The organism is Beduinella massiliensis, from assembly GCF_900199405.1.
Lineage (GTDB): Bacteria > Bacillota > Clostridia > Christensenellales > Aristaeellaceae > Beduinella > Beduinella massiliensis.
Window position 1 is genome coordinate 2,287,859 of sequence record NZ_LT963430.1, and the last position, 26,362, is coordinate 2,314,220.

Annotated in this window: 21 protein-coding genes and 1 other RNA gene; all 22 read right to left on the minus strand. The window is 61.3% G+C overall.

Annotated elements, in window-relative coordinates; translation table 11 throughout:
- Positions 1 to 80: 80 nt before the first annotated feature.
- The 22 genes from C1725_RS11160 to purR all read right to left on the minus strand — a co-directional run bounded on the left by C1725_RS11160 (position 81) and on the right by purR (position 26,167).
- Positions 81 to 4,415 carry a PolC-type DNA polymerase III gene (locus C1725_RS11160; protein WP_346026597.1) on the minus strand — a complete coding sequence of 1,445 codons (4,335 nt, stop codon included), beginning with the start codon at positions 4,413 to 4,415 and terminating at the stop codon, positions 81 to 83.
- The gene (gene ispG, locus C1725_RS11165; protein WP_102411679.1) at positions 4,412 to 5,479 is read right to left on the minus strand and encodes a flavodoxin-dependent (E)-4-hydroxy-3-methylbut-2-enyl-diphosphate synthase; all 1,068 of its coding nucleotides are present in this window, start codon (positions 5,477 to 5,479) and stop codon (positions 4,412 to 4,414) included. Before ispG ends, C1725_RS11160 begins: the two co-directional genes overlap by 4 nt.
- 36 nt (positions 5,480 to 5,515) lie before the next feature.
- Positions 5,516 to 6,556 (minus strand): M50 family metallopeptidase, encoded by a 1,041-nt coding sequence (locus C1725_RS11170; RefSeq protein WP_346026598.1) that lies wholly within the window; start codon positions 6,554 to 6,556, stop codon positions 5,516 to 5,518.
- A gap of 163 nt (positions 6,557 to 6,719) precedes the next feature.
- Positions 6,720 to 7,856, minus strand: coding sequence for a 1-deoxy-D-xylulose-5-phosphate reductoisomerase (locus C1725_RS11175; RefSeq protein ID WP_102411681.1), 1,137 nt, complete (start codon positions 7,854 to 7,856; stop codon positions 6,720 to 6,722).
- A gap of 31 nt (positions 7,857 to 7,887) precedes the next feature.
- On the minus strand, positions 7,888 to 8,691 hold the full coding sequence (locus C1725_RS11180; RefSeq protein ID WP_102411682.1) for a phosphatidate cytidylyltransferase: 804 nt from the start codon (positions 8,689 to 8,691) through the stop codon (positions 7,888 to 7,890).
- 15 nt (positions 8,692 to 8,706) lie between these two features.
- On the minus strand, positions 8,707 to 9,465 hold the full coding sequence (gene uppS, locus C1725_RS11185) for an undecaprenyl pyrophosphate synthase (protein WP_102411683.1): 759 nt from the start codon (positions 9,463 to 9,465) through the stop codon (positions 8,707 to 8,709).
- 58 nt (positions 9,466 to 9,523) lie between these two features.
- On the minus strand, positions 9,524 to 9,733 hold the full coding sequence (locus tag C1725_RS11190; RefSeq protein WP_102411684.1) for a hypothetical protein: 210 nt from the start codon (positions 9,731 to 9,733) through the stop codon (positions 9,524 to 9,526).
- On the minus strand, positions 9,730 to 10,290 hold the full coding sequence (frr, locus tag C1725_RS11195; RefSeq protein WP_102411685.1) for a ribosome recycling factor: 561 nt from the start codon (positions 10,288 to 10,290) through the stop codon (positions 9,730 to 9,732). Before frr ends, C1725_RS11190 begins: the two co-directional genes overlap by 4 nt.
- Positions 10,291 to 10,457: 167 nt before the next feature.
- Entirely contained in the window at positions 10,458 to 11,174 is a 717-nt protein-coding gene (pyrH, locus tag C1725_RS11200) for a UMP kinase (RefSeq protein WP_102411686.1), read from the minus strand.
- 80 nt (positions 11,175 to 11,254) lie between these two features.
- Positions 11,255 to 11,908 (minus strand): translation elongation factor Ts, encoded by a 654-nt coding sequence (tsf, locus tag C1725_RS11205; protein ID WP_102411687.1) that lies wholly within the window; start codon positions 11,906 to 11,908, stop codon positions 11,255 to 11,257.
- A 33-nt stretch (positions 11,909 to 11,941) separates the two neighbouring features.
- Entirely contained in the window at positions 11,942 to 12,664 is a 723-nt protein-coding gene (gene rpsB / locus C1725_RS11210) for a 30S ribosomal protein S2 (RefSeq protein WP_102411688.1), read from the minus strand.
- 198 nt (positions 12,665 to 12,862) lie between these two features.
- Positions 12,863 to 13,193, minus strand: an RNA gene (gene rnpB / locus C1725_RS11215) — RNase P RNA component class A.
- 71 nt (positions 13,194 to 13,264) lie between these two features.
- The gene (locus C1725_RS11220) at positions 13,265 to 13,975 is read right to left on the minus strand and encodes a C4-type zinc ribbon domain-containing protein (RefSeq protein WP_102411689.1); all 711 of its coding nucleotides are present in this window, start codon (positions 13,973 to 13,975) and stop codon (positions 13,265 to 13,267) included.
- Positions 13,976 to 14,001: 26 nt separating this feature from the next.
- Positions 14,002 to 14,763 carry a Nif3-like dinuclear metal center hexameric protein gene (locus C1725_RS11225; protein ID WP_102411690.1) on the minus strand — a complete coding sequence of 254 codons (762 nt, stop codon included), beginning with the start codon at positions 14,761 to 14,763 and terminating at the stop codon, positions 14,002 to 14,004.
- A complete protein-coding gene (locus C1725_RS11230) occupies positions 14,748 to 15,446 on the minus strand; it encodes a tRNA (adenine(22)-N(1))-methyltransferase (protein WP_346026599.1) in 699 nt (232 codons plus the stop codon). The genes C1725_RS11225 and C1725_RS11230 overlap by 16 nt, the downstream gene beginning before the upstream one ends.
- 83 nt (positions 15,447 to 15,529) lie before the next feature.
- On the minus strand, positions 15,530 to 16,615 hold the full coding sequence (gene rpoD, locus C1725_RS11235; protein ID WP_102411692.1) for an RNA polymerase sigma factor RpoD: 1,086 nt from the start codon (positions 16,613 to 16,615) through the stop codon (positions 15,530 to 15,532).
- The gene (gene dnaG, locus C1725_RS11240; protein WP_102411693.1) at positions 16,612 to 18,372 is read right to left on the minus strand and encodes a DNA primase; all 1,761 of its coding nucleotides are present in this window, start codon (positions 18,370 to 18,372) and stop codon (positions 16,612 to 16,614) included. The genes rpoD and dnaG overlap by 4 nt, the downstream gene beginning before the upstream one ends.
- An 80-nt stretch (positions 18,373 to 18,452) precedes the next feature.
- A complete protein-coding gene (locus C1725_RS11245) occupies positions 18,453 to 19,445 on the minus strand; it encodes a deoxyguanosinetriphosphate triphosphohydrolase (RefSeq protein ID WP_102411694.1) in 993 nt (330 codons plus the stop codon).
- 186 nt (positions 19,446 to 19,631) lie between these two features.
- Positions 19,632 to 23,252 carry a transcription-repair coupling factor gene (mfd, locus tag C1725_RS11250; protein WP_102411695.1) on the minus strand — a complete coding sequence of 1,207 codons (3,621 nt, stop codon included), beginning with the start codon at positions 23,250 to 23,252 and terminating at the stop codon, positions 19,632 to 19,634.
- A gap of 11 nt (positions 23,253 to 23,263) precedes the next feature.
- Positions 23,264 to 23,833: an aminoacyl-tRNA hydrolase gene (pth, locus tag C1725_RS11255; RefSeq protein WP_102411696.1), complete on the minus strand. Its 570-nt coding sequence runs from the start codon at positions 23,831 to 23,833 to the stop codon at positions 23,264 to 23,266.
- Positions 23,834 to 23,946: 113 nt separating this feature from the next.
- A complete protein-coding gene (gene glmU / locus C1725_RS11260; protein ID WP_102411697.1) occupies positions 23,947 to 25,326 on the minus strand; it encodes a bifunctional UDP-N-acetylglucosamine diphosphorylase/glucosamine-1-phosphate N-acetyltransferase GlmU in 1,380 nt (459 codons plus the stop codon).
- A gap of 19 nt (positions 25,327 to 25,345) precedes the next feature.
- A complete protein-coding gene (gene purR / locus C1725_RS11265) occupies positions 25,346 to 26,167 on the minus strand; it encodes a pur operon repressor (RefSeq protein ID WP_102411698.1) in 822 nt (273 codons plus the stop codon).
- Between the last annotated feature and the right edge of the window lie 195 nt (positions 26,168 to 26,362).

The following is a 26,362-nucleotide window of genomic DNA, read 5'->3' on the forward strand; positions in this document are numbered from 1 at the left end:
TCGTTATTATAACACAGGAAGAAATGAATTACAACCCCTGCGGCGGCAAACAAACCTGTTTTCAGCGGCTTTTGCTTCATTTAGAGCGTAAAAAGGGAAACCTGATTGGTCTCTGGCATACTGCCGAGGCATCCGCAGTCCCGCAAAAGGTCCACTGCGGAACCCGGAAGATGCGTGCGCTCCTTGAATTCCTCAATGGAGATGAAGGGGCCGTTTGCCCGCGCATCCACGATTCCCTGCGCCGCGTTCGCGCCGACGCCCGGCAGGGCGTTGAACGGCATGCGGATCAGCCCCTCGCCGATGACCTCGAACTTGTCCGCCTGCGACTTATACAGATCCACCGGCGCGAAGTGAATGCCACGGTAGTTCATCTCCAGCACCAGCTCGAGCAGGGTGTACATGTCCTTGTCCTTCGCCGTCGCATCCTTCATGGCGTCGATTTCCTTCATGTGCTCCTCGATGCTCTCGATGCTTCCCGCGAGGATGCTCGCGTCAAAGCAGTCGGCACGCACCGTGTAGAAGGCCGCGTAATAAGCTTCCGGCCTGTACACCTTGAACCAGGCGATGCGCAGCGCCATCGTAACATAGGCGACGGCGTGCCCTTTGGGAAACATGTATTTGATCTTTTTGCACGAGTCCATGAACCAGTCCGGCACGTTGTGCGCGACCATCGCCTGCTCCATCTCGGGTTTCAGGCCGCGGCCCTTTCTGACGCTCTCCATGGTATCGAAGGCCATCTTCGATTCGACGCCGATGGCGATCAGGCCGTTCATGATGTCCTCGCGCGTACAGATGCAGTCCGCCAGCGCGACGCCCTGATGAATCAAATCCTGCGCGTTACCGATCCACACGTCCGTGCCGTGTGAAAGGCCCGAGATCGACAGCAGCTCGTTCATGGTGGTGGGCTTCGTTTCCTCCAGCATCTGACGCACGAAGCGCGTTCCAAACTCCGGAATGCCGTAGGTGCCCGTCTTGCTGTGAATTTGTTCGGTCGTGACCCCCAGCGCCTCCGGCGAGGAAAAGAGCGAGATGACCTTGGGATCGGTCAGCGGCAGGGTGCGCGCGTCGATCCCGGTCAGATCCATCAGCATGCGGATCATCGTCGGATCGTCGTGGCCCAAAACGTCCAGCTTGACGAGCACATCGTGCATGGAACCGAAGTCGTAGTGGGTGGTGACGACAGAGGAGTTTACGTCGTCCGCGGGGTGCTGAATCGCCGTGAACTGATAGATCGTATACTCCTTGGGCAGCACGACCATGCCCGCCGGATGCTGGCCCGTCGTGCGTTTAACGCCGACGCATCCCTGCACCAGCCGGTTCTTTTCCGCCTCCGTCACGTGCAGGCCGCGCTCCTCGCAGTATTTGCTGACGAAGCCGTAGGCCGTCTTGTCCGCGAGCGTGCCGATCGTGCCCGCGCGGAAGCACTGCGACTTGCCGAAAAGCTCTTCGATGTAAGCGTGGGCCCTGGGCTGATACACGCCGGAAAAGTTCAGGTCGATATCGGGCACCTTATCGCCCTTGAACCCGAGGAAGACCTCGAACGGGATTTCAAACCCGTCGCGCGTGAGCTTCTCCCCGCAGACCGGGCAGTTCATCTCGGGCAGGTCGACGCCGACCTTGTACTTGACCTTGTCCACGTCGAAGTTGGAATATTGGCACTTAGGGCAGCGGTAGTGCGGGGGCAGCGCGTTGACCTCCGTGATGCCGACCAGGTGCGCTACGAACGACGAGCCCACCGACCCGCGCGAACCGACCAGGTAGCCGTCCGCGTTCGACTTTTTCACCAGCTTTTCCGCGATGTTATACAGCGTCGCGAAACCGTAGCCGATGATCGCGCCCAATTCCTTTTCGATGCGCGCCTTGACGATTTCCGGCAGCGGATCGCCGTACCATTCGTGCGCCTGCTGATAAGACATGTTGCGGATGTTGTCCGCCGCGTCCGGCCAAAAGGGCTGGAACGTCTCTTTCCCCTCCGGGTGACGCGGGAAGAGCCGAACGTCGCCCACGCGGTCTGCGATCTTCTGCGGGTTGTCGATGACCACCTCTTCGCACTTTTCCTTGCCCAGATAGGCAAACTCCTCGAGCATTTCATCCGTCGTCTTAAAGTACAGCGGCGGCTGCTCGTCCGCGTCGGAGAAGCCCTTGCCCGCCATCAGGATTGCGCGGAAAACTGCGTCCTTGGGATCCAGAAAGTGCACGTCGCCCGTCGCGACGACCGGAATGCCGAGCTTTTCACCCAACGCTACGATTTTTCGGTTGTAATCGCGCAGCGCTTCCTCGTCCTCTGCGGTGCCGTTTCGAATCATGAACGCGTTGTTGCCGATCGGCTGAATCTCCAGGTAGTCGTAAAAGCGCGCGATGCGCGTGAGCACGCTGTCGTCCTTGCCGTCCACGATGGCGCGAAAGAGCTCGCCCGCCTCGCAGGCGGAGCCTACGATGACGCCCTCCCGGTACTTTTGAATAATGGAACGCGGGGTATGCGGCTGGCGGTGAAAGTACGTTAAATGGGCCTCCGAAACCATGCGATTGATGTTTTCGATCCCCTTCTGGCTCTCCGCAAGCAAAATGATGTGGTGCGATTCGCCGATGGCCCCGCCCTGCAGCGCCGTATTGATGTCGCTGAGCTTTTCCACGCCTTGTCCGCGCGCGGTAAAGAACATCTTGTTGAGCATGTGCGCCGTCGCGCGCGCATCGTGCACCGCGCGGTGGGCGTTTTTCAGGCTGATGCCGAGCGACTTGCAGACCGCTCCGAGGCGGTGGCTCTTGAGGGAAGGATACATGCGCCTGGAGAACTCCAGCGTATCGATGACGGGGCAGCTGAACTCAATGCCCAGCCGCCTGCATTCCTCGCGCAAAAATGCGGTGTCAAAGGAGGCGTTGTGCGCGGCGAGGGCCGCGCTCCCGATAAATTCCAATAATTGCGGAATGGCGACGCTGGCGTCGGGCGCGCCCTGTACCATGCTGTCGTTGATTCCCGTAATCTCGGTGATCTTCGCCGGAATCGCGGTTCCGGGGTTGACCATCTGCGAAAGCTCCTCGACGATCTGCCCGTTTTGAATGCGCACGGCGCCGATTTCGATGACCCGCTCCCTGCGCGGGTTGAGGCCCGTCGTCTCAAAGTCGAGCACGACGATCGGCTCATCGATCGACCGGTCGTCCGGGTCGGTCACTACGGTCGTCTCGTCCGTCAGATAGGCCTCGACGCCCGGGATGAGCTTGATGCCGTTTTTCTTAGCCGCGCCGAAGGCTTCCGGGTATGCCTGCACCACGCCGTGATCCGTGACGGCGACGGCGGGATGGCCCCACTCCGCCGCACGCTTGATGAGCGCGGATGCAGAAGATACGGCGTCCATGTTGCTCATCTGGGTATGCAGGTGAAGTTCCACGCGCTTGCGCTCCGCCTTGTCCTCTCTGCGGGGCTTTTCGTGCAGGTTGATGTCGGTCACCATGATCGCCGTCTCGTGCATGAACTTATCAAACTGGCAGTCGCCGCGAATGACCAGCCAGTCGCCCGCCTTTACCGCGTCCACCACGTCCTGAACGGCTTTCTTTTCCTGCTCGGTCGGCTCCTTGGCGTCGCCTGCGTTGGGATCCGCCTTGCGGAAACGGTTCTTGTAACGCAAAAAAGCCTTGCATTGTATGGTGCCGGTGTAGTCCGTGACCGCAAACGAGAGCAGCAGCATTTCTCCGCCCTTGAGGTCTTTCGTCTCCACTGTGAGCACCTCGCCGCAGATGGCGACCTTGCCGCTATCCTCCAGGAGCTCCTTGACCTCCACGACGGGATCGGCTATCACCCGGCCGTATACGTTCTTCGGCCGCTGCTGCACAGGCTTTTCTGCCTGCTGCTGCGCGGCTTTTTCCGCCACTTCTTTAAGAAGCAGTTCTTCTTCCTTCTTGCGCTCTTCCAGAATTTCTGCGATTTGCCGTTCCTGATCACCGCTCACCTGAAAGCGAACGGGCACTTCGATGGCGAATACATCCTTTACAATGCGCGAAATAAAGGCCGCCGTGTCGTTCTTTTCAAAGTACGGCAAAGCGGCCGCCAGAGGCAACGTCGCTAAAAGGGCCCCTTCCTCCATGGACCAGGAGACATCCTTCAGCCAGGGACGCAGCGACGCGTAATGGCGGCCGATGCAGCCTGTCAGCACCGCACCGTATTCAGCGGGATTTTTCAAAAAATCGTCCGCCAGCTGCGGACTCGTGATGCGCACGGATACCCTGCATTCTGGAAAGGAAGCCTGAATGGCCTTCTTCACAGCCAGAAAATCCTTCTCTCCGATGAGCTGGTCCGATGTAAAACAGACGAGCAGACGCTGACCGTCCCGACTGACCTTCGCCCGGCTCAGGGTTAAATGTCCGGCAATGGGCCGAAGCGGCTGCCCCAAAAGCGTCTGCCACGATCCGGTTTCGTTCAAGACTGGCCCTCTCCTTCTTCTCTCGCCTTCAGCAGCGCCCAAATCTCGTCGATCAGCGCCTGTGCGAGGTCTCCCTGTACCTTGCGCGGCGCCTTGCCCTTTACGAACAGCGCGCCGCCATCCTTACCGCCCGCGATGCCGATATCCGCCTCGCGCGCCTCGCCCGGGCCGTTGACGACGCAGCCCATGACCGCAACCTTGAGCGGCACGCGCACGTCGCGAAGCGCATCCTGTACGCGGCGCATGATGCCGCCGACGTCGATGCAGGTGCGCCCGCAGGTCGGGCAGGAAATATAGCTGACGTGATCGCTGCGCAGCCCCACGGCGCGCAGGATGTCGATGCCCGCCTGCACCTCCGGCACGGGGTCGCCCGTCAAAGATACGCGGATCGTGTCCCCGATGCCGCCAAGCAGCAGGGAACCTATGCCGATGGCCGATTTGAGCGTGCCCTCGCCGGGCAGACCCGCCTCGGTGACACCCAGATGCAGCGGATAGTCGCATCGCTCGCTCGCCAAGCGGTACACGTCATAGGTGTCGCGAACGTTCGACGCTTTCATCGAGAGCACCATGTCGTAAAAGCCGCAGCGTTCCAGCATGCGGGCGTGGTTGAGAGCGCTTTCCACCATCCCTTCGGGCGTCGGCCCGCCGTACTTTTGCAGGATGTCCGTTTCCACCGACCCGGAGTTTACGCCGATGCGAACCGGGATATGGTGCGCCTTCACGCAGTCCGCAAGCGCGCGCACGTTCTGCTCTCCACCGATGTTGCCGGGATTGATGCGCAGCTTATGAATCCCGTTTTCCGCCGCCGCGATCGCCAGTTTGTGATCGAAGTGGATGTCCGCCACGAGCGGCACCGGGGAACCGTCCACCAGCTCGCGCACCGCTCGGGCGCATTCCATGTCGTAAACCGAGACGCGGACGATGTCCGCTCCCGCCGCCGACAGCGCGCGGATTTGGGATAGCGTCGCCTCCACGTCGCGCGTGTCCGTATTCGTCATCGACTGCACGCTGATGGGCGCGCCGCCACCCACCGCGACAGAGCCGACCTGTACCTTTCGCGTCATCGTTTTAAGCCTTCCTTTCGTACATCCATCCGTCCGTCAGGCGAATATGCGCAGAATGTCCTTGTAGGTGAAGACCACGACCACCAGCATGAGCAGTACGAAGCCGCACATGTGGATCATCCCCTCCACGTTGGGGTTCACGGGCTTACGCCGAATCGCCTCGATGGCGAAGAAAATCAGACGGCTTCCGTCAAGCCCCGGGATGGGCAGCAGGTTCATAAAGCCCAGATTGATGCTGATGAGCGCTGCGAGCTTCAAATAAATGTCGAGCCCTCCGGCGCGCGTTTCCTTTTGAATGATGTCGATCGTCCCTACCGGCCCGGCGATATCGTTTACGCCTTCTCCGCGCGTTACCAGCCCGGCCAGCGCGTCCCAAATGCTCTTCACCGCCGAGATGTTCCAGTCCACCGCAACCTTGACGCTGTCCAGCAGCGGCAGGCGCACGCGCGCGCTCCCGAAGGAGATGCCGATCGCATAAGCGCCCATCTCCGCGCTGTACGCGGGCGAGACGGATACGTGACGATATCCCCCGTCCCGCATGACCGTCATCGTCACAGGGCTGCCCCCGCTCTTCGAGATGGCATCCGTCACCATAGCGGCGCTCGTGATCGTCTCGCCGTTCACGCCGACGAGTACGTCTCCTGCCTCCAGTCCAGCCGTCTGCGCGGGCTCGCCCGCATTGACGGACTGTATCTGAAGGTAGTATTCGCCGATCGCCGTCACGAAGACGATCACGATCAGCAGCGCGATCACAAAGTTCATCAACGGCCCCGCGAGAACGGACAGGAAACGCTTCCAGACCGCCTGCTTGTTGTAAGCGCGCGGGTCGTCGTTGTCCTCATCTTCTCCGTAAAACTTGCAGTATCCGCCCACCGGCAGCGCGCGCAGGGAGTAAACCGTTCCTCTCTTGCCCGTATGCGCCCAGATCTTCGGGCCCATCCCGATGGAAAATTCCATGACCTCGATGCCGCACAGACGCGCCACGAAAAAGTGCCCCGCCTCATGCACCATGACCAGTACGCCCAACATCACGAGGGCAAGCAAAACATAGAAAAGCGTGCTAAACGTTGAAAACACTCTCCTTATCCATCTCGCCCTTGGCTCTTTTAAGGCAGGGGCGATTCGCGTCCGGCTGCGCCGCGCACGCGCTGTCCGGTGCTCTTGATTCAGCCGTCCTTGCTATTCTACGCGACGGCCGTGCGTATTCTTCCCACTTCTCCGTATTTTGCCCCAGGGGATATCAGGCAAGCAGCTCTTGCGCCGCTGCACGCGCAGCCTGATCCGCCTCGAAGACCTCTTCCAGGCTAGGCGAATGCACAACGCTGATGCGCTGCATCGTTTCTTCTACGACCTGTGCGATGCGGCCAAAGCAGATGCGGTCCTCCAGGAAAGCCTGCACCGCCGCCTCATTCGCGCCGTTCATCACGGCTGCCGCCGTGCCGCCCGCTTTCAGCGCGGCGTATGCGAGATTCAGCGCAGGAAACTTATCCGTGTCCGGCGCTTCAAAGGTCAGCGCGCCTATTTGGGACCAGTCAAGCGCCTGACCGCCCGTCGCCAGCCGCTCCGGCCAGGACATGGCGTACAGGATCGGCAGACGCATGTCCGGCGTCCCCATCTGGGCGATCACCGCACCGTCTTCATACTCGACCATGGAATGCACCACGCTCTGTGGATGAACGAGCACGTCGATTTTCTCGGTGGGCATGTCAAAAAGCCAGCGCGCCTCGATCACTTCCAGCGCTTTGTTCATCATCGTCGCGGAATCAATCGTAATCTTCTGGCCCATCGACCAGTTTGGGTGCTTCAAGGCCTGCGCCTTCGTCGCCCGATAGATGTCCCGCTTCTGCCACGTGCGGAAGGGGCCTCCGGAGGCCGTCAGCAGCAGGCGGCGAGGCGTATTTCCCTGCGCCCCCTGTAAACATTGAAAGATTGCGCTGTGCTCGCTGTCCACAGGCAGTAGCGGCTTTCCCGCCCGACGGGCGGCCTCTGTCACCAGCGCGCCGCCCGCGACGAGCGGTTCCTTGTTGGCGAGCAGCACGCGCTTCCCGCTTTGAAGCGCCTTCATCACCGCAGACAGTCCCGCGATGCCGACGACCGATACCAGCACGTCGTCCGCATCCGCATGCTCCGCCGCAAAGGTCAGGGCTTCCTCGCCGAAGACCCATTCGATCTGCTTCAAGTCGTCCGGAATCGCGTCCGGACGCACGACAAGCCCCGCAAGCCTGGGCCTGAAAGCGCGCACCTGTTCAAAAAACAGCGTATAGCTCGACCGCGCGACGAGCGCCGTCACCTGATAGCGGTCTGCGTGCAGCGCAGCCACCTGAAGCGCCTGCGTGCCGATGGAACCCGTGGAACCCAATATCGCCAATTTGCGCATGCGAGAAGTCCTCCTCATTTCCGTTTCCCGCTTACATGAGCAGCAGACAATAGGAACACACGACGATCAGCGTAAACAGCACGCTATCCATCCGATCCATGATGCCGCCGTGCCCCGGAAAGACGGAACCGAAGTCCTTGATCCCGCAGTGACGCTTGACGAGCGATGCCGTAAGATCGCCTACCTGTCCCGCGACGCCGCCGACCAGCGCGAGCAGCACGACGCTGCCAAGGCCCGGCATCTGCATGCCGCCCAGCGTGCACAGATAAAACGCCGCAAGGCATGTCAGCGCCCCGCCGACCAGCCCCGCGATGGAGCCCTCCACCGTCTTCTTCGGGCTGACCGCCGGACACAGCTTATGCTTCCCGAAAAAGGAACCGATAAAATACGCGAAGATGTCGCCGGAAAAAGCGATCACGAACGTGAGCACGACCAGCGCGATGCCCACAGGGTAGCGCACGTCGTCCAGCAGGATGAGAAAAAGCGACATAGGCAAAAAGACGGTCAGCAGCGGATAAAGGGAGGCTGCCGCGTCGATCCACTCCGGCGACCTGCGCCGCACGACCTCAAGCATGATAAGCAGCATCGCAAAGACGAGCAGCGGCAGGATAATATAAGGCCCTTTCCACGCGTAAGCCGGCCACATCAGCACCGCCGCAAGCAGACCCGGCCAGGCTACCGGCTTATGGCCGCCCGCCTTAAAGGCCATGTATTCCTCGTAGAGCCCCATCACGCAAAAGACCGCTACCACGAGCGACGCCACCCAGCCCCTGAAATAGAGAATCGCGATCAGCGCCAGGATTCCAAATACGCCTGTTATGATGCGTTGTACCATCTTTTGATCCTCCCGTCACGCTTTTACGCCGCCGAAGCGCCTGTCTCTCTTCTGATATTCCATCAGCGCCGCCCGGTACGCGGCCAGGTCGAAATCCGGCCAGAGCGTGTCCACGACGACGAATTCCGCATAGGAAACTTGATAGAGCAGGAAGTTGCTCAGCCGCATTTCGCCGCTGGTGCGGATCAGCAGATCGACGTCTGGAAGCCCCACGGTATACAGGCAGGACTCAAATAGCCGCTCATCCACCTGTTCCGCGCGAATCTCCCCGTGTTCAACCCGCTCAGCGATCGTACGCGCCGCCCGCACGATCTCCATGCGGCTTCCGTAATTGAGCGCAATATTCAGCTTGAGCCCCGTGTTGCCGCCCGTCTTATCCATCGCGGCGACCAGCGCCTCCCGCTGTGGTGCAGGCATTCCCTGTACGTCGCCGAGGATGCGGATGCATACGCGGTTCTCGTGCAGCTCGTCGATTTCTCTTCCAAAGAACTCCAAAAGCAGGCTCATCAGTGCGCTGACCTCGTCCTTCGGACGCGACCAGTTTTCCGTCGAAAAGGCGTAAATCGTCAGCGCCTTGATGCCAAGGTCGCTGCTCTCCCGGATGATGGCCCTGAGCGCCTCGACGCCCGCGCGATGACCAAAGGCGCGCGGCTGGTTGCGCCGTTTGGCCCACCTTCCGTTTCCGTCCATGATGATCGCCACGTGCTGCGGCAGACGCGTTGGATCGAGCCCGACGTCAGGCTCGACCTTTTTTGCTTTTCCCCAAAATGCCATAAGCCATTCCTTTCGCTGCGTCTTTTCAAAAGGACAGGCGGGGGTTCGCCCCGCCTGCTTATTCAACCGATTGAATGGGATCTACAAACAGCGCGACCGTCAGCTCGTTTTGAGCTTCGTCATAGCGCAGCACGCGCAGGACACCCCTCTGCGCCTCGTCCCGCCGGCGCGGCGCGCAGGTCTTCACGATTCGGGGCGTCTTCCCGACCGCCCTCAGGCGCTCAAGCGCCGTTTCAACGGGCAGCCCCGCCAAGCAAATACCGCTCATCTGACGTCCAGGATTTCCTTTTCCTTGTCCGCGCAAATCTTATCGACGTCCTTGATCGCCGCGTCGGTCAACTTCTGAACGTCTTCCTCCGCCTTCTTCTGGTCGTCCTCGGTGATCTCCGCGTCCTTCTTCATCTTCTTGAACTGCTCCATCGCATCGCGGCGGATGGCGCGAATCGCAACCTTGGCCTCCTCGGCGTTTTTGCGCACGACCTTCGTGAGCTCCTTGCGGCGCTCCTCAGTCAGCTCCGGCAGCATCAGGCGAATGACCTTTCCGTCGTTGGAGGGAGTCAGCCCCAGGTCGCTCTTGAGAATCGCCTTTTCCACGGTGGACAGCATCTTGCTGTCCCACAGGGAAATCTGCAAAAGCCGCGGCTCCGGCGCCGAGATGTTCGCCATCTGCGTCAAGGGCGTAGGCGTGCCGTAATAATCGACCGTGATTCGGTCGAGCAGCTGCGGGTTCGCGCGGCCAGCGCGAATGGCCATCAGGTCCGAGCGAAGCACGTCCTTCGTCTTGTTCATTTTATGTTTAGCGGTATCCATAACGTCCTTAATCATTGGAGCTACCTCCCATAAACGCAAAATTCTTGTCTATATTGTATACGTTTCCTGCGATTCTGGCAAGAGTTTTCTTTAAGCGGTCGATGATGTTCCGCAAAATCGCCTCTCATGCGAGGGAAAAGAAAAGCGGGCGCGGAAAACCGCGTCCGCCTAGGCGATCCCGCTTAGGGATGAACGAGCGTACCCATGCCGTCTCCCTGCATGACGCGCAGGATGTTTTCCGGATCGTCCAGCCCGAAGACACGAATCGCCGGCACCTTATTTTCCATGCAGATGGTGATGGCCGCCGCGTCCATGACGCGAAGCCCGCGCTGCTGCGCCTCGGCGTAGGTGATGTCCTTCAGCAGCTTTGCCTCCGGGTTCTGCCGCGGATCGTCGTCGTAGACGCCGTCGATGTTCTTCGCCAGCAAAATGGCATCCGCGCCGATCTCCACTGCGCGCAGTGCGGCCGCGGTGTCGGTGGAAAAGAAGGGGTTGCCCGTGCCGCAGGCGAAGAGCACCACGCGCCCCTTTTCCAGGTGCCGCATCGCGCGCCTGTACGTATAAGGCTCCGCGAAGCGCGTCATCTCGATGGCGGTTTGCAGCCGGGTCTGAATGCCCTGCCGCTCCAGCGCGTCCTGCATCGCAAGGGAGTTGATCATCGTCCCCAGCATGCCCATGTGGTCTGCAGTAACCGCGCCCATCTTCGCCGCAGGTCCCTGCCGTCCGCGCCAGATATTTCCCGCGCCGATGACGATCGCGATTTCCGCCTGCATCTCGTGCACCTCACGGATGACAGCGGCGACGCGGTCGATCTGATCAAAGTCAAACAGCCTGCCGTTTTCACCGAGTGCCTCGCCGCTCAGCTTGATGAGCACGCGCTTGTACTTTTGTTCCATCACGCATCCATCCTCTCTTCGTCTCGCCTTAAAAAAAGGAACACGTCCGTTCTGACACGGAGGGTGTTCCTTTTCTTTGTGAATTACTTCCGGCCGGCTTCCGCCATGACTTCCTCAGCGAAGTTATCCTGGCGCTTTTCCAGACCCTCGCCGCGCTCATAGCGCGTAAAGCGGCGAATCGTGATCTTTTCGCCGATGGTCGCCGTCGCCTCCGCGATCAGGTCGCCGATGGTCTTGTCGGGATCCTTGACGTAGGGCTGCTCCATCAGGCAGATTTCCTTGTAGTACTTCTCCACGCGGCCCTCGACCATGCGGTCGACGATCTTTTCGGGCTTGCCCTCGTTGAGCGCCTGCGCGCGCAGAACTTCCTTTTCCTTGTCCAGCGCGTCGGTGGGCACTTCCTCGCGGCGCACGTACTGCGGGTTCGCAGCGGCGATGTGCATCGCGACGTCGTGGCACAAGCTCTTGAAGTTGTCGGTCTTAGCGACAAAGTCGGTCTCGCAGTTGATCTCGAGCAGCACGCCGATGCGGCCGCCCATGTGGATGTACGCGTCGACCAGGCCCTCGGCAGCGATGCGGCCCGCCTTCTTAGCGGCCTTGGCGATACCCTTTTCGCGCAGGTAATCGATCGCCTTTTCCACATTGCCCTCGCACTCGACGAGCGCCTTCTTGCAGTCCATCATGCCAGCGCCGGTGCGCTCGCGAAGGTCTTTGACCATGCTAGCGGTGATTTCCATCGTGTATTCCTCCTGTTGCGTTTCGTGTCGGCCTTACTGCGCGGCGGCTTCCGTCGTCTCCGGCTCGGCCTGCTCGCCCTGCTTGCCCTCAAGGATCGCGTCGGCCATCTTGCCGGCGATCAGCTTGACAGCGCGGATCGCGTCGTCGTTGCCGGGGATCACGTAATCGACCTCGTCCGGGTCGCAGTTGGTATCGACGATCGCGACGATCGGGATGTTCAGAATGCGGGCCTCGGTCACCGCGATGTGCTCCTTGCGCGGATCGACTACGAACAGCGCGCCCGGCAGGTTCTTCATCTCGCGGATGCCGCCCAGGTTCGCTTCGAGCTTTTCACGCTCGGCCATCAGCTTAATGACTTCCTTCTTGGGCAACACTTCAAAGTCGCCGCGCTGCTCCATCGCGTCAATCGCGTTGAGGCGGGCGATGCGGGTCTTGATGGTCTTGAAGTTGGTCAGCATGCCGCCCAGCCAGCGGTTGTTGACGTAAAACATGTTGCAGCGCTTGGCTTCCTGCTCAATGGACTCCTGCGCCTGCTTCTTCGTGCCGACGAACAGCACGGTCTTGCCCTCCATCGCGAGGTTGCGCACGAACATGTACGCCTCGTCGATCTTACGGACGGTCTTCTGCAGGTCGATGATGTAGATGCCATTGCGCTCGGTGAAGATGTAGGGCGCCATTTTGGGGTTCCAGCGGCGGGTCTGGTGACCGAAGTGCACGCCCGCTTCCAGGAGCTGCTTCATAGAGATAACTGCCATTTGGGTTTCCTCCTTTTTTAACCTCCCCGTGCGTTTCCTTTATTTGGGCCCGTTGGGCAGGACAAATAAATCGGCACGGGTGCGATTTCCGAAATAGTATACCACAAACCCGCGCTTTGCACAAGTATGCCGCGCCTACTTTTTCGGCTCATGATGAAAACGGAGCGCGCTTCCTCCTGCGGAAGCGCGCTCCATGCGGTTGTGAGCGGAGCCTGTAAGCCGAGTTCTGTCGTGAACGATCATCTATCTAGACCTGCCGTTGCCGGCAGGTTCAAGCGAAATCCTGGAGCATGACGGGCCGCCATATGCGCTCTATCGTATCTTGCACCGGGTGGGGTTTACATAGCGGACAAGTCGCCAAGCCGCTGGTGAGCTCTTACCTCGCCTTTCCATCCTTACACGCTCGCGCGTGCGGTATCTCTCTGTTGCACTTTCCTTGGAGTCGCCTCCACCGGGTGTTACCCGGCACCCTGCCCTATGGAGCTCGGACTTTCCTCATGCCGAAGCACGCGACCGTTTAGCAACCTCACAACCTTACGAAGCATAACATACGGCGGCAGATGTGTCAAGCAACACGACACATTTGCCGCCGCAAAAATTTTACTGGGTGATGATGATGCGCCCGCAGTTTTCGCACTCCACCGCCGCGCTGCCGGAACGAATCTGGCCCAGCACCGCCGCCGGAAGCGACATGTTGCATCCGCCGCAGCGATCCCCCTGCAGCCGGGTCATCGGCGGAATGCTGTGCTTTTTGATGACCTTATAGCGCTCCAGCATCTCCGGCGTGATGTCCTTGGCCGCTTTCGCCGCGCGGGCGCGCAGGCGTTCCAGCTCCTCCGACTGCTTTTTGTACTCCACGTCGTAGATTTTCTTCAGCTGGTCGAATTCCGCACGCGTCTTGGCCGCGCGCACGCGCGCCTCGTGCTGGTGGCGGTCGCGAAGGTCCGCGTCCTTGCGAAGCTTCGTCAATTCGGATTCATAGCGCGTGATCGTATTGACGAGCTTCTGCGCCTGCTGAATCTGCTTGCGCGCATCCTCCACCGTCTCCGGCGGGTTCTTCTCCGTCTGTGCCCCGAGATCGGCGACAGAATTCTGAAGGCGGATGATCTCGTCGCGGATAGCCTCCATGCGGTCGGACATGATGGCCACTTCCTGCTCGATGCGCTTGACGACGTTCTGCTGCTCCATCAGAAATTCACGCTGCTTGAGCAGCTTCTGACGGTTCGGCGCCTGACGCATTTCGCGCTCGAAACGTTCAACCTCCATATCTACCTGCTGGTATTGCCATAAAAGTTCTAATTGCTGTTCCACGAAAAAACCTCCTACCTGATCCCGCCTTAAACGAACGGATTGACCTTTGACCGAATGACATGTACAGGATATTGTAGCGCATTCGCCTGACTTTGTAAAGCTTGATTTAGCGCGTCCGCAGCCGGTTCTTCGCTCGGCCCATGACCTACGAGCGCCACCCGCAGGCCCAACTGCATCGCCTCCAGCAGCTCGTGGTGCTTGAGTTCGCCGGTCAGATAGCAGTCCGCGCCCGTCTTCGCCGCCGCCAAGAGCTCTTCCCCGCCCGCGCCCGAACAGCAGGCGAGGCGGCGTACCGGCCGCGTCCGATCTCCGTAGAAGAGCGCCTGCGTCTTCAGGCGAAGGCTGAGCGCCTGCACCAGCGCATCCGGCGCGAGGGGGGATTCGATCTGCACCGTTCGAAGGAAGCCTTCGCCTGCGGCTCCTTCAAAGCCTGCCGTCTTCATCAGCGCGTCGTTTGATCCGCCCCTCGCCAGATCCCAGTTCGTATGTGCGGCGACCATCGAAATACCCGCTCTCAGCATCGACACGATCAATCTTCCCTGCAGGTCGTCCGCGCAGACCCTTCGCACCGGAGAAAAAAGGATCGGATGGTGCGTCACGATGAGCTGCGCGCCCCGCGCCTTCGCTTCCTCGATCACGCCCGGCGTCGCGTCCAGCGCCGTCAGGACGCATGTGACCGTAGCCTCCGGGTCTCCCGCCAGAAGGCCGACGTTGTCCCACGATAGCGCAGTCTCAAACGGCGCGAGCGCGTCGATCAGGGCTACGATGTCCTTTACCTTTGCTTCCATGAAAGCGCCTCCTCTATCCACGCAAGCTGTTCGTCCAGGCGTTCTCTCCGCAAAAGCGCGTGCGGAGTCGCCCCCTGCGCCACATGCTCCCGCTCGCGCAGGCGCACGTCCCGCAGCCAAAGCAGGTACGCTTCGTAATTCGCGGGACGCCCGCGCAGGAGCTCCGGCCCCAGAAAAGCCTCTTTGCCCGAAATCGAAGCGCTTTCTCCCTGTCTTGCACAAAGGATAGGATAAAACCGCCCGGACGCGCGCGCGATGCGCTCTGCGATGATCTCAAAGCCATTGCCGCAAAGCCATACGCGAAGCTGGTCCGCGTCCAGGTTCGGCTGAAGAATCAGCCTTGCCGCACCGATTTTCTCCCTGCCGCCTTCCAGGATGCCCCGGATCGTCCTCGCCCCCATGCCCGCGATCACGATCGCCTCCACGGGCTTTTCAATGCCTTCAAGGCCGTCTGCCACACACAGGCGCACGCGCGGCAAGAGCCCCCGCTCGCGCAGCAGGCGGCGGGCCTTTTCAAGGGAAGGTGCGCTCACGTCCGATACGGTCATCACCAGGCCGGGGTTTCGCTCCAGCAGCGCGCACGCCAGCCGCCCATGATCCGCCCCGATGTCTGCGGCGGAAGCCGCCTTCCCGACAAGGGAGGCGATCGTCTCCAATCTTTCGTCCAGCAATATCTCCTGCACGTTCTCCTCCGTAAATGAAAGAAAGGAACCTCGGGGCGCCGCCCCCAGGCCCCCCGTAAGAGGCTCCGGCCCCTTCGTTCCTCTTAATCCAGAAAGTCCTTCAGCTTCTTAGAGCGGCTCGGATGGCGCAGCTTGCGCAACGCCTTCGCCTCGATCTGGCGGATGCGTTCACGCGTCACGTTAAATTCGCGCCCAACCTCCTCCAGCGTGCGCTGGCGGCCGTCGTCCAGCCCAAAGCGAAGCCTCAGCACCTTTTCCTCCCGCTGCGTCAGGGTGTCGAGCACGTCCATGAGCTGTTCCTTCATCAGCATGAACGACGCTGCATCCGCGGGCGCTGGCGCTTCGTCGTCGGGAATGAAGTCTCCCAGGTGGCTGTCCTCTTCCTCGCCGATGGGCGTCTCCAGCGATACCGGCTCCTGCGCGATCTTGATGATCTCGCGCACCTTTTCGACTGGGATGTCCATCTCGCGCGCGATTTCCTCCGGCAGGGGCTCCCGGCCGTACTCCTGGAGGAGCTGGCGCGACACGCGGATCAGCTTATTGATCGTTTCCACCATGTGGACGGGGATGCGGATCGTGCGCGCCTGATCCGCGATCGCCCGGGTGATCGCCTGGCGAATCCACCAGGTGGCGTAGGTGGAAAACTTGTATCCCTTGCGGTAATCAAACTTTTCAACCGCCTTGATGAGGCCGAGGTTGCCCTCCTGTATCAGGTCGAGAAAGAGCATCCCGCGTCCCACATAGCGCTTGGCGATGGAGACGACCAGGCGCAGATTCGCCTCAGCCAGCTTGCGCTTTGCCTCCTCATCCCCGGCCTCCATGCGCTTGGCGATTTCGATCTCCTCCTCGGGCGAAAGCAGCGGCACCTTGCCGATCTCCTTGAGGTACATGCGCACCGGGTCGTCGATACCGACGCCCTCCGGCACGGAAATGTCCACTTCCTCCTCCGGTTCGCTGACCGCCTCCTGACCGTCCTCTCCGTTTACGACGGAGATGCCCAGCGATTCCAGCGTATCCAGCACTTTATCGAATTGGTCCGGCTCGATCTCCATCTCAACCAGCTGGTTCATGATTTCCTTATAGGTGAGCACGCCCTTGGCCTTCCCGGCCTTGATGAGCTCTTCGATTTTGCTTTTGTTCGCGTCCGGTGTATTGCTCACTTGGATCATTCCTTTCGGCCGGCCTTGGTGCGGCGCATCCCCTCAAGCTGCATGAGCTGCGAAAGCGCTTCCCTTCTCTCCTCACCCTGCAGCGTCGCAAGCTTCTCCTTGAGCTCGTCGATCTTCGTCTGTATGCGGTATTTCCGCATCCGCTCCAGACAGTCTGCGACGATTTGCAGCGTTACATCCGCCTCACCCTTGGGTTCACATTCCATGATCTGCGCCGCCTGCGCGCGCAGTGTTTCATCCTCCATCTCTTCCAGCAAAGCGCTGGCAGACTGTCCGCTCAAAAGCGCCTCAGCCATCTGCCGGTGCAGCGGCTGCGTAAAATCCTCCGGCCGCACGAGCGAGTGCTCCATCCGCCCGGACGACAGAAAGGACAATATGGACTGTTCCGCCTTCAAATGGTCGGGCAAAAACGCCTGCCTGTCCTCCTCGGCGCGCGCACGTCTTTTGATCGACACCTCCGCGGGCGACGGGGAGGCGGTCTGCCTGCCCACCTGCTGCATCAGCACTTCGCGCGGAAAACCTGTCTCTATCATCAGACGCTGAATATAGCTGTCCAGTTCCACCGGTTCCTGTACTTTTTTTAGAAATTTTGAACAGGCAAGCGCGTACTGCGTCCTTCCCTCCTGCGTGGAAAGGTCCAATCCGTCCGCCGCCCGCTGCATGCGATAGGCCACGGCGCCGATCGGCGTCAGCTGTTCAAAGGCCGAAAGCCCGTCTCTGCGGATAAACTCGTCCGGGTCGAGGTTGTCCGGGAAGTACAGCACCCGCGCCGGAATCCCCTCCGCATCGAAGATGTCCAGCGCCCGGAGGATGGCGTGCTGCCCTGCGGCATCGCCGTCATAGGCCACCCAGATCTCCGGGGCGTAGCGCTTGAGCAGGCGCGCCTGTTCCACGGTGAGCGACGTTCCCAGCGTGGCGACGACGCCCGCGACCCCCTGTTGCACGAGCGAAACGACGTCCATGTAGCCCTCCACCAGGATGACGCGCTTCAGCCCGCGCTGCTTGCGCAGAAGGTTGGCCGCATATACGCCCAAACGCTTGTTGAACACCGGCGTGTCCGACGAGTTGAGGTACTTCGGCTTCGCGTCTCCCAGCGCCCGACCGCCGAAACCCAGAACGTTTCCCTGCGCGTTGATGATCGGGAAAATCGCCCGATTGCGGAACATGTCGTAGACCTTCTCGTCCTTCTGAACCGTGATGCAGGCCCGCGTCAGTTCCTCCACGGTATAGCCTTTGGAGAGCAGATAGCGCGTGGCGCCGTCCCAAGCGGGCGGCGTCGCGCCCAGCCCGAATTTCATGATCGTGCCGTCGTCCAGACCGCGCCCGTGCAGGTAGGCAAGCACCTGCGCGCTTTCATTCTTCCAAAGCTGCGCATGGTAAAAGCGCGCGGCCTCCACGTTTGCCCCGAGCAGGCGTTCCCGTTCGCTCTTCAATCGCGCGTAGTCCGGGGAATACGTCACCTGCGGCAGCTCCATGTGCACCTGCTCCGCCAGATGCTTGACCGCATCCACGAACTCCACGTGCTCCATATCCATGACGAACTGAATCACGCTGCCGCCCGCCTTGCAGCCAAAGCAGTAATACATCTGCCGTTCGGGATCGACGCTGAAGGACGCGGTCTTTTCCCCGTGAAACGGGCAGAGGCCCCAATAGCGGCGGCCGTTTTGCTTGAGCTGCACGTACTGTGAAACCACGGTAACGATATCCGCCCGTGCGCGCAGCTCGTCCAGCCACTGAGGCGGAAAGCGTCCTGCCAAATTCCTTCACCGTCCTTAATCCTTTGATTCGCCAAAACCGTTTCATTTCCTGCCTGAATCGCGAAAACCAAAGGCCCGCTTTACAGGCTGTCAAATGCGGCGGGGACGAACAGCTTCTGGTAGGTCGCGACCGCGTATCCGTCGGTCATACAGGCGATATAGTCGCAGACGCTGCGCTCCAGCCCCTCGCGATAGCTGATCTCGACGTATTCCAGAGGCATCTGCCCCGGATGCTCGGCGTAGTAGCGGTAGAGGGCTTCGACCACGTGATCCGCCTTCTTTTCTTCGCCCGCCGCCCAGTCCCGCGAATATACACGCGAGAAGAGAAAGGTGCGAAGCTCCATGCTGGCCTGCCAGATTTCGTCGGACATCTTCACCTCGTCCCTGCCGGCGCTGCTGGTGACGATGTCCGCAATCATGGTATTGAGGCGCTTGCCGTGCGTATCGCCCAGCGTCGCGACACACCCGCGCGGCAAATCGTCCCGCTTTAATACGCCCGCGCGGAGGGCGTCGTCGATGTCATGGTTAATGTAGGCGATCCGATCGGCGAAGTGCACGCAGCGCCCCTCCAGCGTCGCCGCGGGCTGCTTGCCCGAGTGATGGGCGATGCCGTCGCGCACCTCCCAGGTGAGGTTCAAATCCTCCAGCACGTCCACGACGCGAAGGCTCTGATCCTTGTGGTCGAACCCCTCGGGCGTCATGCGGTCGAGCGTCCGCTCTCCGATATGGCCGAACGGCGTATGGCCCAGGTCGTGCCCCAGAGCGATGGCCTCGGTCAGGTCTTCGTTGAGGCAAAGCGCGCGCGCCAGGGTCCGCGCCACCTGCGACACCTCCAGCGTATGCGTCAACCGCGTACGGTAATGGTCGCCCTGCGGCACGAGGAAAACCTGCGTCTTCCCCTTGAGGCGGCGGAACGATTTGCAGTGGAGGATGCGGTCCCGGTCGCGCTGGAACGCGGTGCGCAGCGTGCAGGGCTCGATCTCCCGTTCGCGCCCCCGCGACTGCGCGCTTTTCACCGCATAAGGCGATAGAAAGCTCTCCTCGCGCGCTTCGATCTGTTCGCGTACGTTCACGAAGCCTCCCCCTTTCGTGCGTCGGGCCGACTGCGCCGATAGCAGCGCCCGAAGCGCCTGTCCGTCTATTTTGCGCGGCGCCCGATGGGCAAATTCCACACAATATGGTATTGATTCGACAAAAACAGCCCAATCCCTTGAAGGCGGACGAAAAAAACACACTTCGTCCGCCCATAAGCGCAAGGGTCAGTTGCGCGCCAGATTTTTCATCACCTTTTCCATGATCCTGACGCCCTCGTGCAGCATCTCCTCCGGCGAAAGCGAAGGATCGCGCAGGTTGAGGCTCGGCGGCTGTGAAGCCGAAAGGATCAGCCGTTTGTCTACGCCTTGCACGGCGGAAAGCAGCTTGGCGCCGTCCGGGTGCGCGTAGGGCGAGAAGCGCATTTGCAGTTGGCCTCCGCGATGTAGGATCAGATCGATGCCCAGCTGCTCGCACATCGCCTTGAGATGGGCGATCGCGACCAGGTTGATGACCGGCTGCGGCTCGTCGCCGAAGCGGTCGATGAGCTCCTCCTCCACGTCGTCGCGCGACGCGCTGTCCTCGATGGACGCGATCTTCTTGTAGACCTCGATGCGCTGCTGCTCGCCGCCGACGTACTCCATGGGCAGGAAGGCGTCCACATGCAGTTCCACCCGCGCCTCGATGTCCTCCACCGCTTCGCCCATTTCCCCGCGAATTTCGCGCACGCTTTCCTCGATGAGCTTACAGTACATGTCGTAGCCGACCGTGGAAAGGTGGCCGCTCTGCTCCGGCCCCAGAATATTGCCCGCCCCGCGCAGTTCCAGGTCGCGCATGGCGATGCGAAAGCCGGAGCCGAACTCCGTGAACTCGCGGATGGCGTCCAGCCTCTTTTGCGACACCTCGCTGAGCACCTTGCCCGCGCGGACCGTCAGATAGGCGTAGGCGAGACGATTGGAACGGCCCACACGTCCACGAAGCTGATAGAGCTGCGACAGCCCGAAGTGATCCGCGTCGTAGACGATCAGCGTGTTCGCGTTGGGCACGTCCAAGCCCGATTCGATGATCGTCGTGCACAGCAGCACGTCGTACTTGTGCTCGTAGAAGTCGAGCATCACGTCCTCCAGGGCGTGCTCGCGCATCTGTCCATGGCCGATGGCGATGCGCGCCTCCGGCACGAGCTGGGAAAGCTTTGCATAGCACTGGTCGATCGTATCCACCCGGTTGTACAGGAAGTACACCTGCCCGCCCCTTTGCAGCTCGCGCAGGATCGCGTCGCGGATGAGCCCGTCCTGATACTCGATGACGTAGGTCTGCACCGGATAGCGTTCGTCCGGCGGGGTTTCGAGCAGGCTCATGTCCCGGATGCCGACCATGGACATATGCAGCGTGCGCGGAATCGGCGTCGCGGACATGGTGAGCACGTCCACGCTGCTCTTGAGGTTTTTGATGCTCTCCTTGTGCGCCACGCCGAAGCGCTGCTCCTCGTCCACGACGAGCAGCCCCAGATCCTTAAAGACCACGTCCTTCCCCAGCAGACGGTGCGTGCCCACCAGGATGTCCACGGAGCCGTCCTTCACCGACTGCAGGATTTTCTTTTGTTCCGCGCCGGTCTTGAACCGGCTGATGACCTCCGCGTGCACCGGGAAGCCCTCGAAGCGCTTGAGGACGGTGTTGTAGTGCTGCTGCACGAGGATTGTCGTCGGCGCGAGGAACGCCACCTGTTTTCCGTCCATGACCGCCTTGAACGCGGCGCGCAGGGCCACCTCCGTCTTGCCGTAGCCTACGTCGCCGCACAGCAGGCGGTCCATGGTGCTGCTGCTTTCCATGTCCGCCTTGATGTCCGCGATGGATTGCAGCTGATCCGGCGTCTCCTCGAAGGGGAAGTTCTCCTCAAACTGGCGCTGCCAAGGCGTATCCTTGGAAAAGGCGTAACCCTTTTTCGCCTTGCGCTCGGCATAAAGCTTCACCAGGTCGAACGCAAGCTGCTTGATCGACTGCTTGACCTTGGCCTTTTGCCGCTTCCATTCGGAACCGCCAAGCTTGTTGATGCGCGGCGCGGTGCCCTCCGCACCGATGAATTTCTGAATGCGGTCCAGCTGGTCGGTGGGCACGTACAGCTTGTCGCTCCCCTGATACTGGATGAACAGATAGTCCCGGTACGTGCCCTCGCTGCAAAGGCGCACCGTGCCCTGATAGACGCCGATGCCGTGCGTCTCATGCACGACGTAATCTCCGACCTTGAGGTCCGTAAACGCCGCGATCTTCTCGCCCGCCTTCTTCTGACGCGAGCGGGTCTTTTTCTGCGCGACGCCGAAGATGTCGCCGTCGGAAATGACCATGAGCTTGATCTGCGGATACTGAAAGCCGTGCGTCAGCGCGAGCGGCACGACGGCGCATTCCCCGGGCCTGACGCTCCCGCCGTCTTCCCGAAACGTGCAGGCGGCTCCCAGCTCGCTCAGCGAGGCAAGCAGGCGCTGACCGCGCGCCACGCCGCCGGAGAGCAGCGCGATGCGCCAGCCGTCCTGCTGCCAACGCGCCATATCGGCGCACAGGTCCTTCAACTGCCCCTGATAGCCGGAAACGCCTGTGCCGTCGAGCTGAACGACGTCCTTGGGGGTAAAGCCGCCCATCGTGCGCAAAAAGCCCGTCATCGCCACCGCGCCGTTTTGCGTAAGCTTGGGCAAAAGACGTGGGTAGTCGAGCAGCAGCTCAGCCTGCTCGCTGAGCGCTTCCGCGCGTTCCAGTGCGCTTTTATACGCCTCGATAAACTCAAAATGCCGGTTTTCGCAACGTTCGCGCAGATGATCCGGTTCGTCGAGCACGACGATCGGATCCTTCATGTACGTAAGAATCGTTTCGTCCGCGTCGTAGAGCAGGTTCATATAACGCTCCAGCCCGCGCACATAGCGTCCTTCTTCCAAGGCGTCCGCGATGTCACGCACCGCCCCTTCCAGGCGCTCCCGGGGCGTTCCGGGCCGCGCCGCGCGGGAAATCACCTCGCGCGCCACGTCGTAGCGCTCGCCGGTCAGGTAGTCCTCCTGCATCGGAAGCGAGCCGAGCAGCGAATCCTGCTCGCGCCCCTGCGCTGCGGCGAGCGCCAGCTCGAGCGACGCGCGCAGGCGGTCTGCGGCTCCCTTCGCCTGCTTGCCGTCCACCAGGGCCTCGGCGGCGGGGGGGATGACGACGTCCTTGAGGCGGGCCTGTGAGCGCTGGGTGAGCACGTCAAACGTGCGGATGGAATCGACTTCGTCGTCGAAGAACTCGATGCGGCAGGCGCTGAGCGCGTCCGGCGGGAAGATGTCCAGAATGCCGCCGCGAAGCGCGAACTGCCCCTTTCCCTCCACCATTTCCTCCCGCGCGTAGCCCGCCTGTGAAAGGGCGGCTGCGAGCTCGCCCGGCGAATAAACGTCCCCCTCCGACAGGCGAATCGTGTGTGCGGCAAAGAGTGCCTGCGGCATGAGGCGGTGCATCAGCGCGTCGACCGGGGCGACGACGATTTTTGCCTCCCCCGCGCGCAGGCGCTGCATCGTCTCGATGCGGCGGCAGGCGAGCTCGTGGCTTTGGGCGACAGCCTGATAAAAGTTCACCTCCCGCGCGGGAAACAGCGCCGCGCCGCCGCCCAGCATCTGCAATATATCCTCGTGCGCGCGCGCGGCGACCTGGTCGCTCGGCACGACGAAGAGCACCGGACGCCCCGTATCCCGATGGAGCGCGGAGACGATATGCGCCTTTTGCCCTTCGCTCATGCCATAGGCCGCGACGACCGCGTGCGCGCGGACGTCGAGGAGCAGCCGATTATAGGGTTCCCAGCCGCTCAGCGGTTCGAACAGGAATTCATTCGCCATGTTTTCCTCCCTCAGCCCTTGACGTTACATGCCCGCATCGCGGCTTCGACGCCCTCACGCACGATCGTCAGCGCGGTGTCCGCCGCGTGCAGGAATGCGTCGAACTGCGTCTTTCTCTCTTCCTCGGTCTGGTAGTGCGAGAGCACCCAGTCCGCGAGGTCCCAGCCCTCCGGCTTCGCGCCCACGCCCACGCGCAGACGCGGAAAGTCCTGCCTGCCCAGCAGGCCGATGACCGAGCGCATGCCGTTGTGCGTGCCCGCGCTGCCGCTCGCCCGCAGGCGCAGCTTGCCCAGCGGAAGGTCAATATCGTCGTAAACGAGGAGCAGGCGGTCGTTTTCCGGCTTATACCAGTTTACCAGCTCCACCACGCTGCGCCCGCTGTCGTTCATGTACGTCTGCGGTTTACACAGCGCCATGCGCTCCCCCTCGACGCGCGCCTCCCAAACGAGGGCGCTGCACATCTTTCTGGGCGCTCCTGCGTTCAGCTTCTCCACCAGGACGTCGATCACGTCAAAGCCCACGTTGTGACGCGTTCGCGCGTACGGACTGCCGGGATTGCCCAGCCCTACGATGACAAACATATTCAAAACCCCTCTTTTTGATCGCCCGCGTCCAAAACAGGGCGATGCGGGGAAAGCCTGCGCCTCCCCCGCTGCATTTTTTCTCAATGTTCGGTTTATCTGATTCGACGCGATCAGAGTTTTCCCTGCTCCCTGCGCGCCTCGACCCAGCCCTCTTTGATGGTTTCGCGCTCGCGCGCGACGCAGAGCGCGCCCTCCGGCACGTCCCGCGTCACGGTCGAACCGGCGGCGACATACGCCTCCCTGCCGACGTTGACCGGCGCGACGAGGTTTACGTTGCAGCCGATGAAGGCGTGGTCGCCCACCGTCGAGCGGCGCTTCACCTTGCCGTCATAGTTGACGAACACGACGCCACAGCCCAGGTTGATGTCCCGGCCAAGGTCGCTGTCGCCCACGTAGGTAAGGTGGGATACCTTCGTTCCATCGCCGATGGAGCTGTTCTTGATCTCCACGAAGTCTCCCACGCGGCAGCCGCTTCCCACGCGCGTGCCCGGCCGCAGGTAAGCATACGGACCGACGGTCGTGTCGCTTTCCACCTCCGCCTCGAGGATGACCGAGCTTTCAACCGTGACGTGATCCCCGATCTTCGCGCCGTGAATTCTGGAGTTCGGCAGCAGCTTGCAGTTTTTCCCGACGACGGTGCCGGCTTCCAACACGCAGCCCGGATAGACGCGCGTGCCTGAGCCGATCTGCACGTCCGAATCGATATAGGTCGCGTCTGGGTCGATCATCGTGACGCCGGCCTTCATCAGCCGGCGGTTAATCCGCTCGCGCATCGCCCTGCTCGCCTGCGCCAGCTGCACGCAGTCGTCCACGTCGATGCACTCCATGGGATCGCGCATCTTCACGCCCTGCACGCGGTATCCCGCGCCGCTCAGGATGCCCACCACGTCAGAGAGGTGATAGAGCCCGTCGGCCTCGCTTCGCTTCACCAGCGGAAGGGCCCACATCAGCATGTCGATGCGCACGCAGTAGACGGAAGCGTTGCACGCACGGATGCGCGAAAGCGACTGCGTCAGGCGTTCGTTCTTCGCGACGGACTGCACCTGACCCAGATCATCGCGTACAATCCGGCTGTACCCGCTGGGGTTTTCCATCGTCGCGTACAGCAGCGCGGCGACGCTGTCGTCCTCTTCAACGGCGCGCACCAGGCGTTCCAGCGACTCCTCGCTCACCAGCGGCATGTCGCCCGGCGCGATGACGACGCAGCCGTCACGGCCGGAAAGCATCTGCATCGCCGCGCGCACCGCGCGCGCGGTGCCCCAGCCTTCCTGCGGATCCTGAAGCACGTAGGGCACGTTCCGGCCGACGCAGTTCAGCACGGCTTCGCTGCTCTTTCCCAGCACGTAAGCCACCTCGCCGCACACGCTGTTCATCGCGTGCGCCACGTGCTCGATCATCGTCCTGCCGCACAGCGTGTGCAGCGCCTTGGGAATGCCCGACTGCATCTGCGCGCCGTCGTCGGCGGCCAGAATCAAGGCTATACGGTCCATTCGCTACGCCTCCTTGATGTTATTGGAGAAGCCAATCGGAAGGATGGATGATCGCGCGTTCCTGCGCGTCGTCCACGTCCTCCATCAGCAGAAGGGACTTGACGCCGTCCACGCGTTTCTTCGCGGGCTCTTTCGTGGCCATCACCACGCTGATGCCCACCACGGTCACCGCGAACTCACGCATCATGTCGACCATGCCGCGCGCCGTGCCGCCCGCGCGCATGAAGTCGTCGACGATGAGCGCCCGCTGCCCTTCCTTGACTGCCCTGCGTGAAAGGGACATCGTCTCCACCCGGCCGGCGGAACCCGACAGATAGTTGATGTTCACCGCCGGCCCCTCGTAGACCTTGCTGTCGCGCCGTACGATCACCAGCGGCACGTCCAGCGCCTTGGCTGCCATCAGCGCGACCGGGATGCCCTTCGTCTCCATCGTCAGCACGAAGTCCGGCTCCTGCTTATAAAACTGCGACGCCATGATCATGCCCATTTTTTCCACCAGATCGGGCATGGAGAGCACGTCCGCCATGTAGACGAACCCGCCGGGCAGCACGCGCCCCGGCGAGGAGAGCATCTCTGCGACCGACTGCACGCATGCGAGCGCGTCGCCGCCCACGAGGATCGGGCGATAGCGGACGCCGCCCGCCGCGCCCGTGACCGTCTCCAGCTGACCCAAATGAAACTGCGCGAGCACGTCGCGCAGGATGTCTATGTCCTCGCTGAGCGTGGACTTCGCGGCCCCAAACATTTCGCAAAAATAGCTAAGCGTGAAGATATGATTCGGCGCAGCCACCAGAATGCGCGTCATCGCGGCGAGACGCTCGTTGCGCCTGATACGGTCCATGGAAGATCCCCCTTCAAAACTACGAATGTTTCACTGAATAAGCCCTATTATAATTCACTTTTCAGATGAAATCCAGTACAAGCACACATTTTCGTGCATTTTTGTTCGAGTTTTTACGGTTTTCTTCCTTTTTTCCGAAAGCGGTTGATACCAAGCCCTACAAAAGCGTATAATATGGGCATTACGCGTTCAAAA

Coding starts and splice junctions, on each gene's coding strand:
- glmU (WP_102411697.1), bottom strand. CDS start 25,326: ATGGACCGTATAGCCTTGATTCTGGCCGCCGACGACGGCGCGCAGATG.
- purR (WP_102411698.1), bottom strand. CDS start 26,167: ATGGACCGTATCAGGCGCAACGAGCGTCTCGCCGCGATGACGCGCATT.
- rpsB (WP_102411688.1), bottom strand. CDS start 12,664: ATGGCAGTTATCTCTATGAAGCAGCTCCTGGAAGCGGGCGTGCACTTC.
- ispG (WP_102411679.1), bottom strand. CDS start 5,479: ATGACGCGAAAGGTACAGGTCGGCTCTGTCGCGGTGGGTGGCGGCGCG.
- C1725_RS11175 (WP_102411681.1), bottom strand. CDS start 7,856: ATGCGCAAATTGGCGATATTGGGTTCCACGGGTTCCATCGGCACGCAG.
- C1725_RS11180 (WP_102411682.1), bottom strand. CDS start 8,691: ATGGTACAACGCATCATAACAGGCGTATTTGGAATCCTGGCGCTGATC.
- C1725_RS11225 (WP_102411690.1), bottom strand. CDS start 14,763: ATGGAAGCAAAGGTAAAGGACATCGTAGCCCTGATCGACGCGCTCGCG.
- uppS (WP_102411683.1), bottom strand. CDS start 9,465: ATGGCATTTTGGGGAAAAGCAAAAAAGGTCGAGCCTGACGTCGGGCTC.
- mfd (WP_102411695.1), bottom strand. CDS start 23,252: ATGGCGAATGAATTCCTGTTCGAACCGCTGAGCGGCTGGGAACCCTAT.
- frr (WP_102411685.1), bottom strand. CDS start 10,290: ATGATTAAGGACGTTATGGATACCGCTAAACATAAAATGAACAAGACG.
- pth (WP_102411696.1), bottom strand. CDS start 23,833: ATGTTTGTCATCGTAGGGCTGGGCAATCCCGGCAGTCCGTACGCGCGA.
- C1725_RS11190 (WP_102411684.1), bottom strand. CDS start 9,733: ATGAGCGGTATTTGCTTGGCGGGGCTGCCCGTTGAAACGGCGCTTGAG.
- rpoD (WP_102411692.1), bottom strand. CDS start 16,615: ATGATCCAAGTGAGCAATACACCGGACGCGAACAAAAGCAAAATCGAA.
- tsf (WP_102411687.1), bottom strand. CDS start 11,908: ATGGAAATCACCGCTAGCATGGTCAAAGACCTTCGCGAGCGCACCGGC.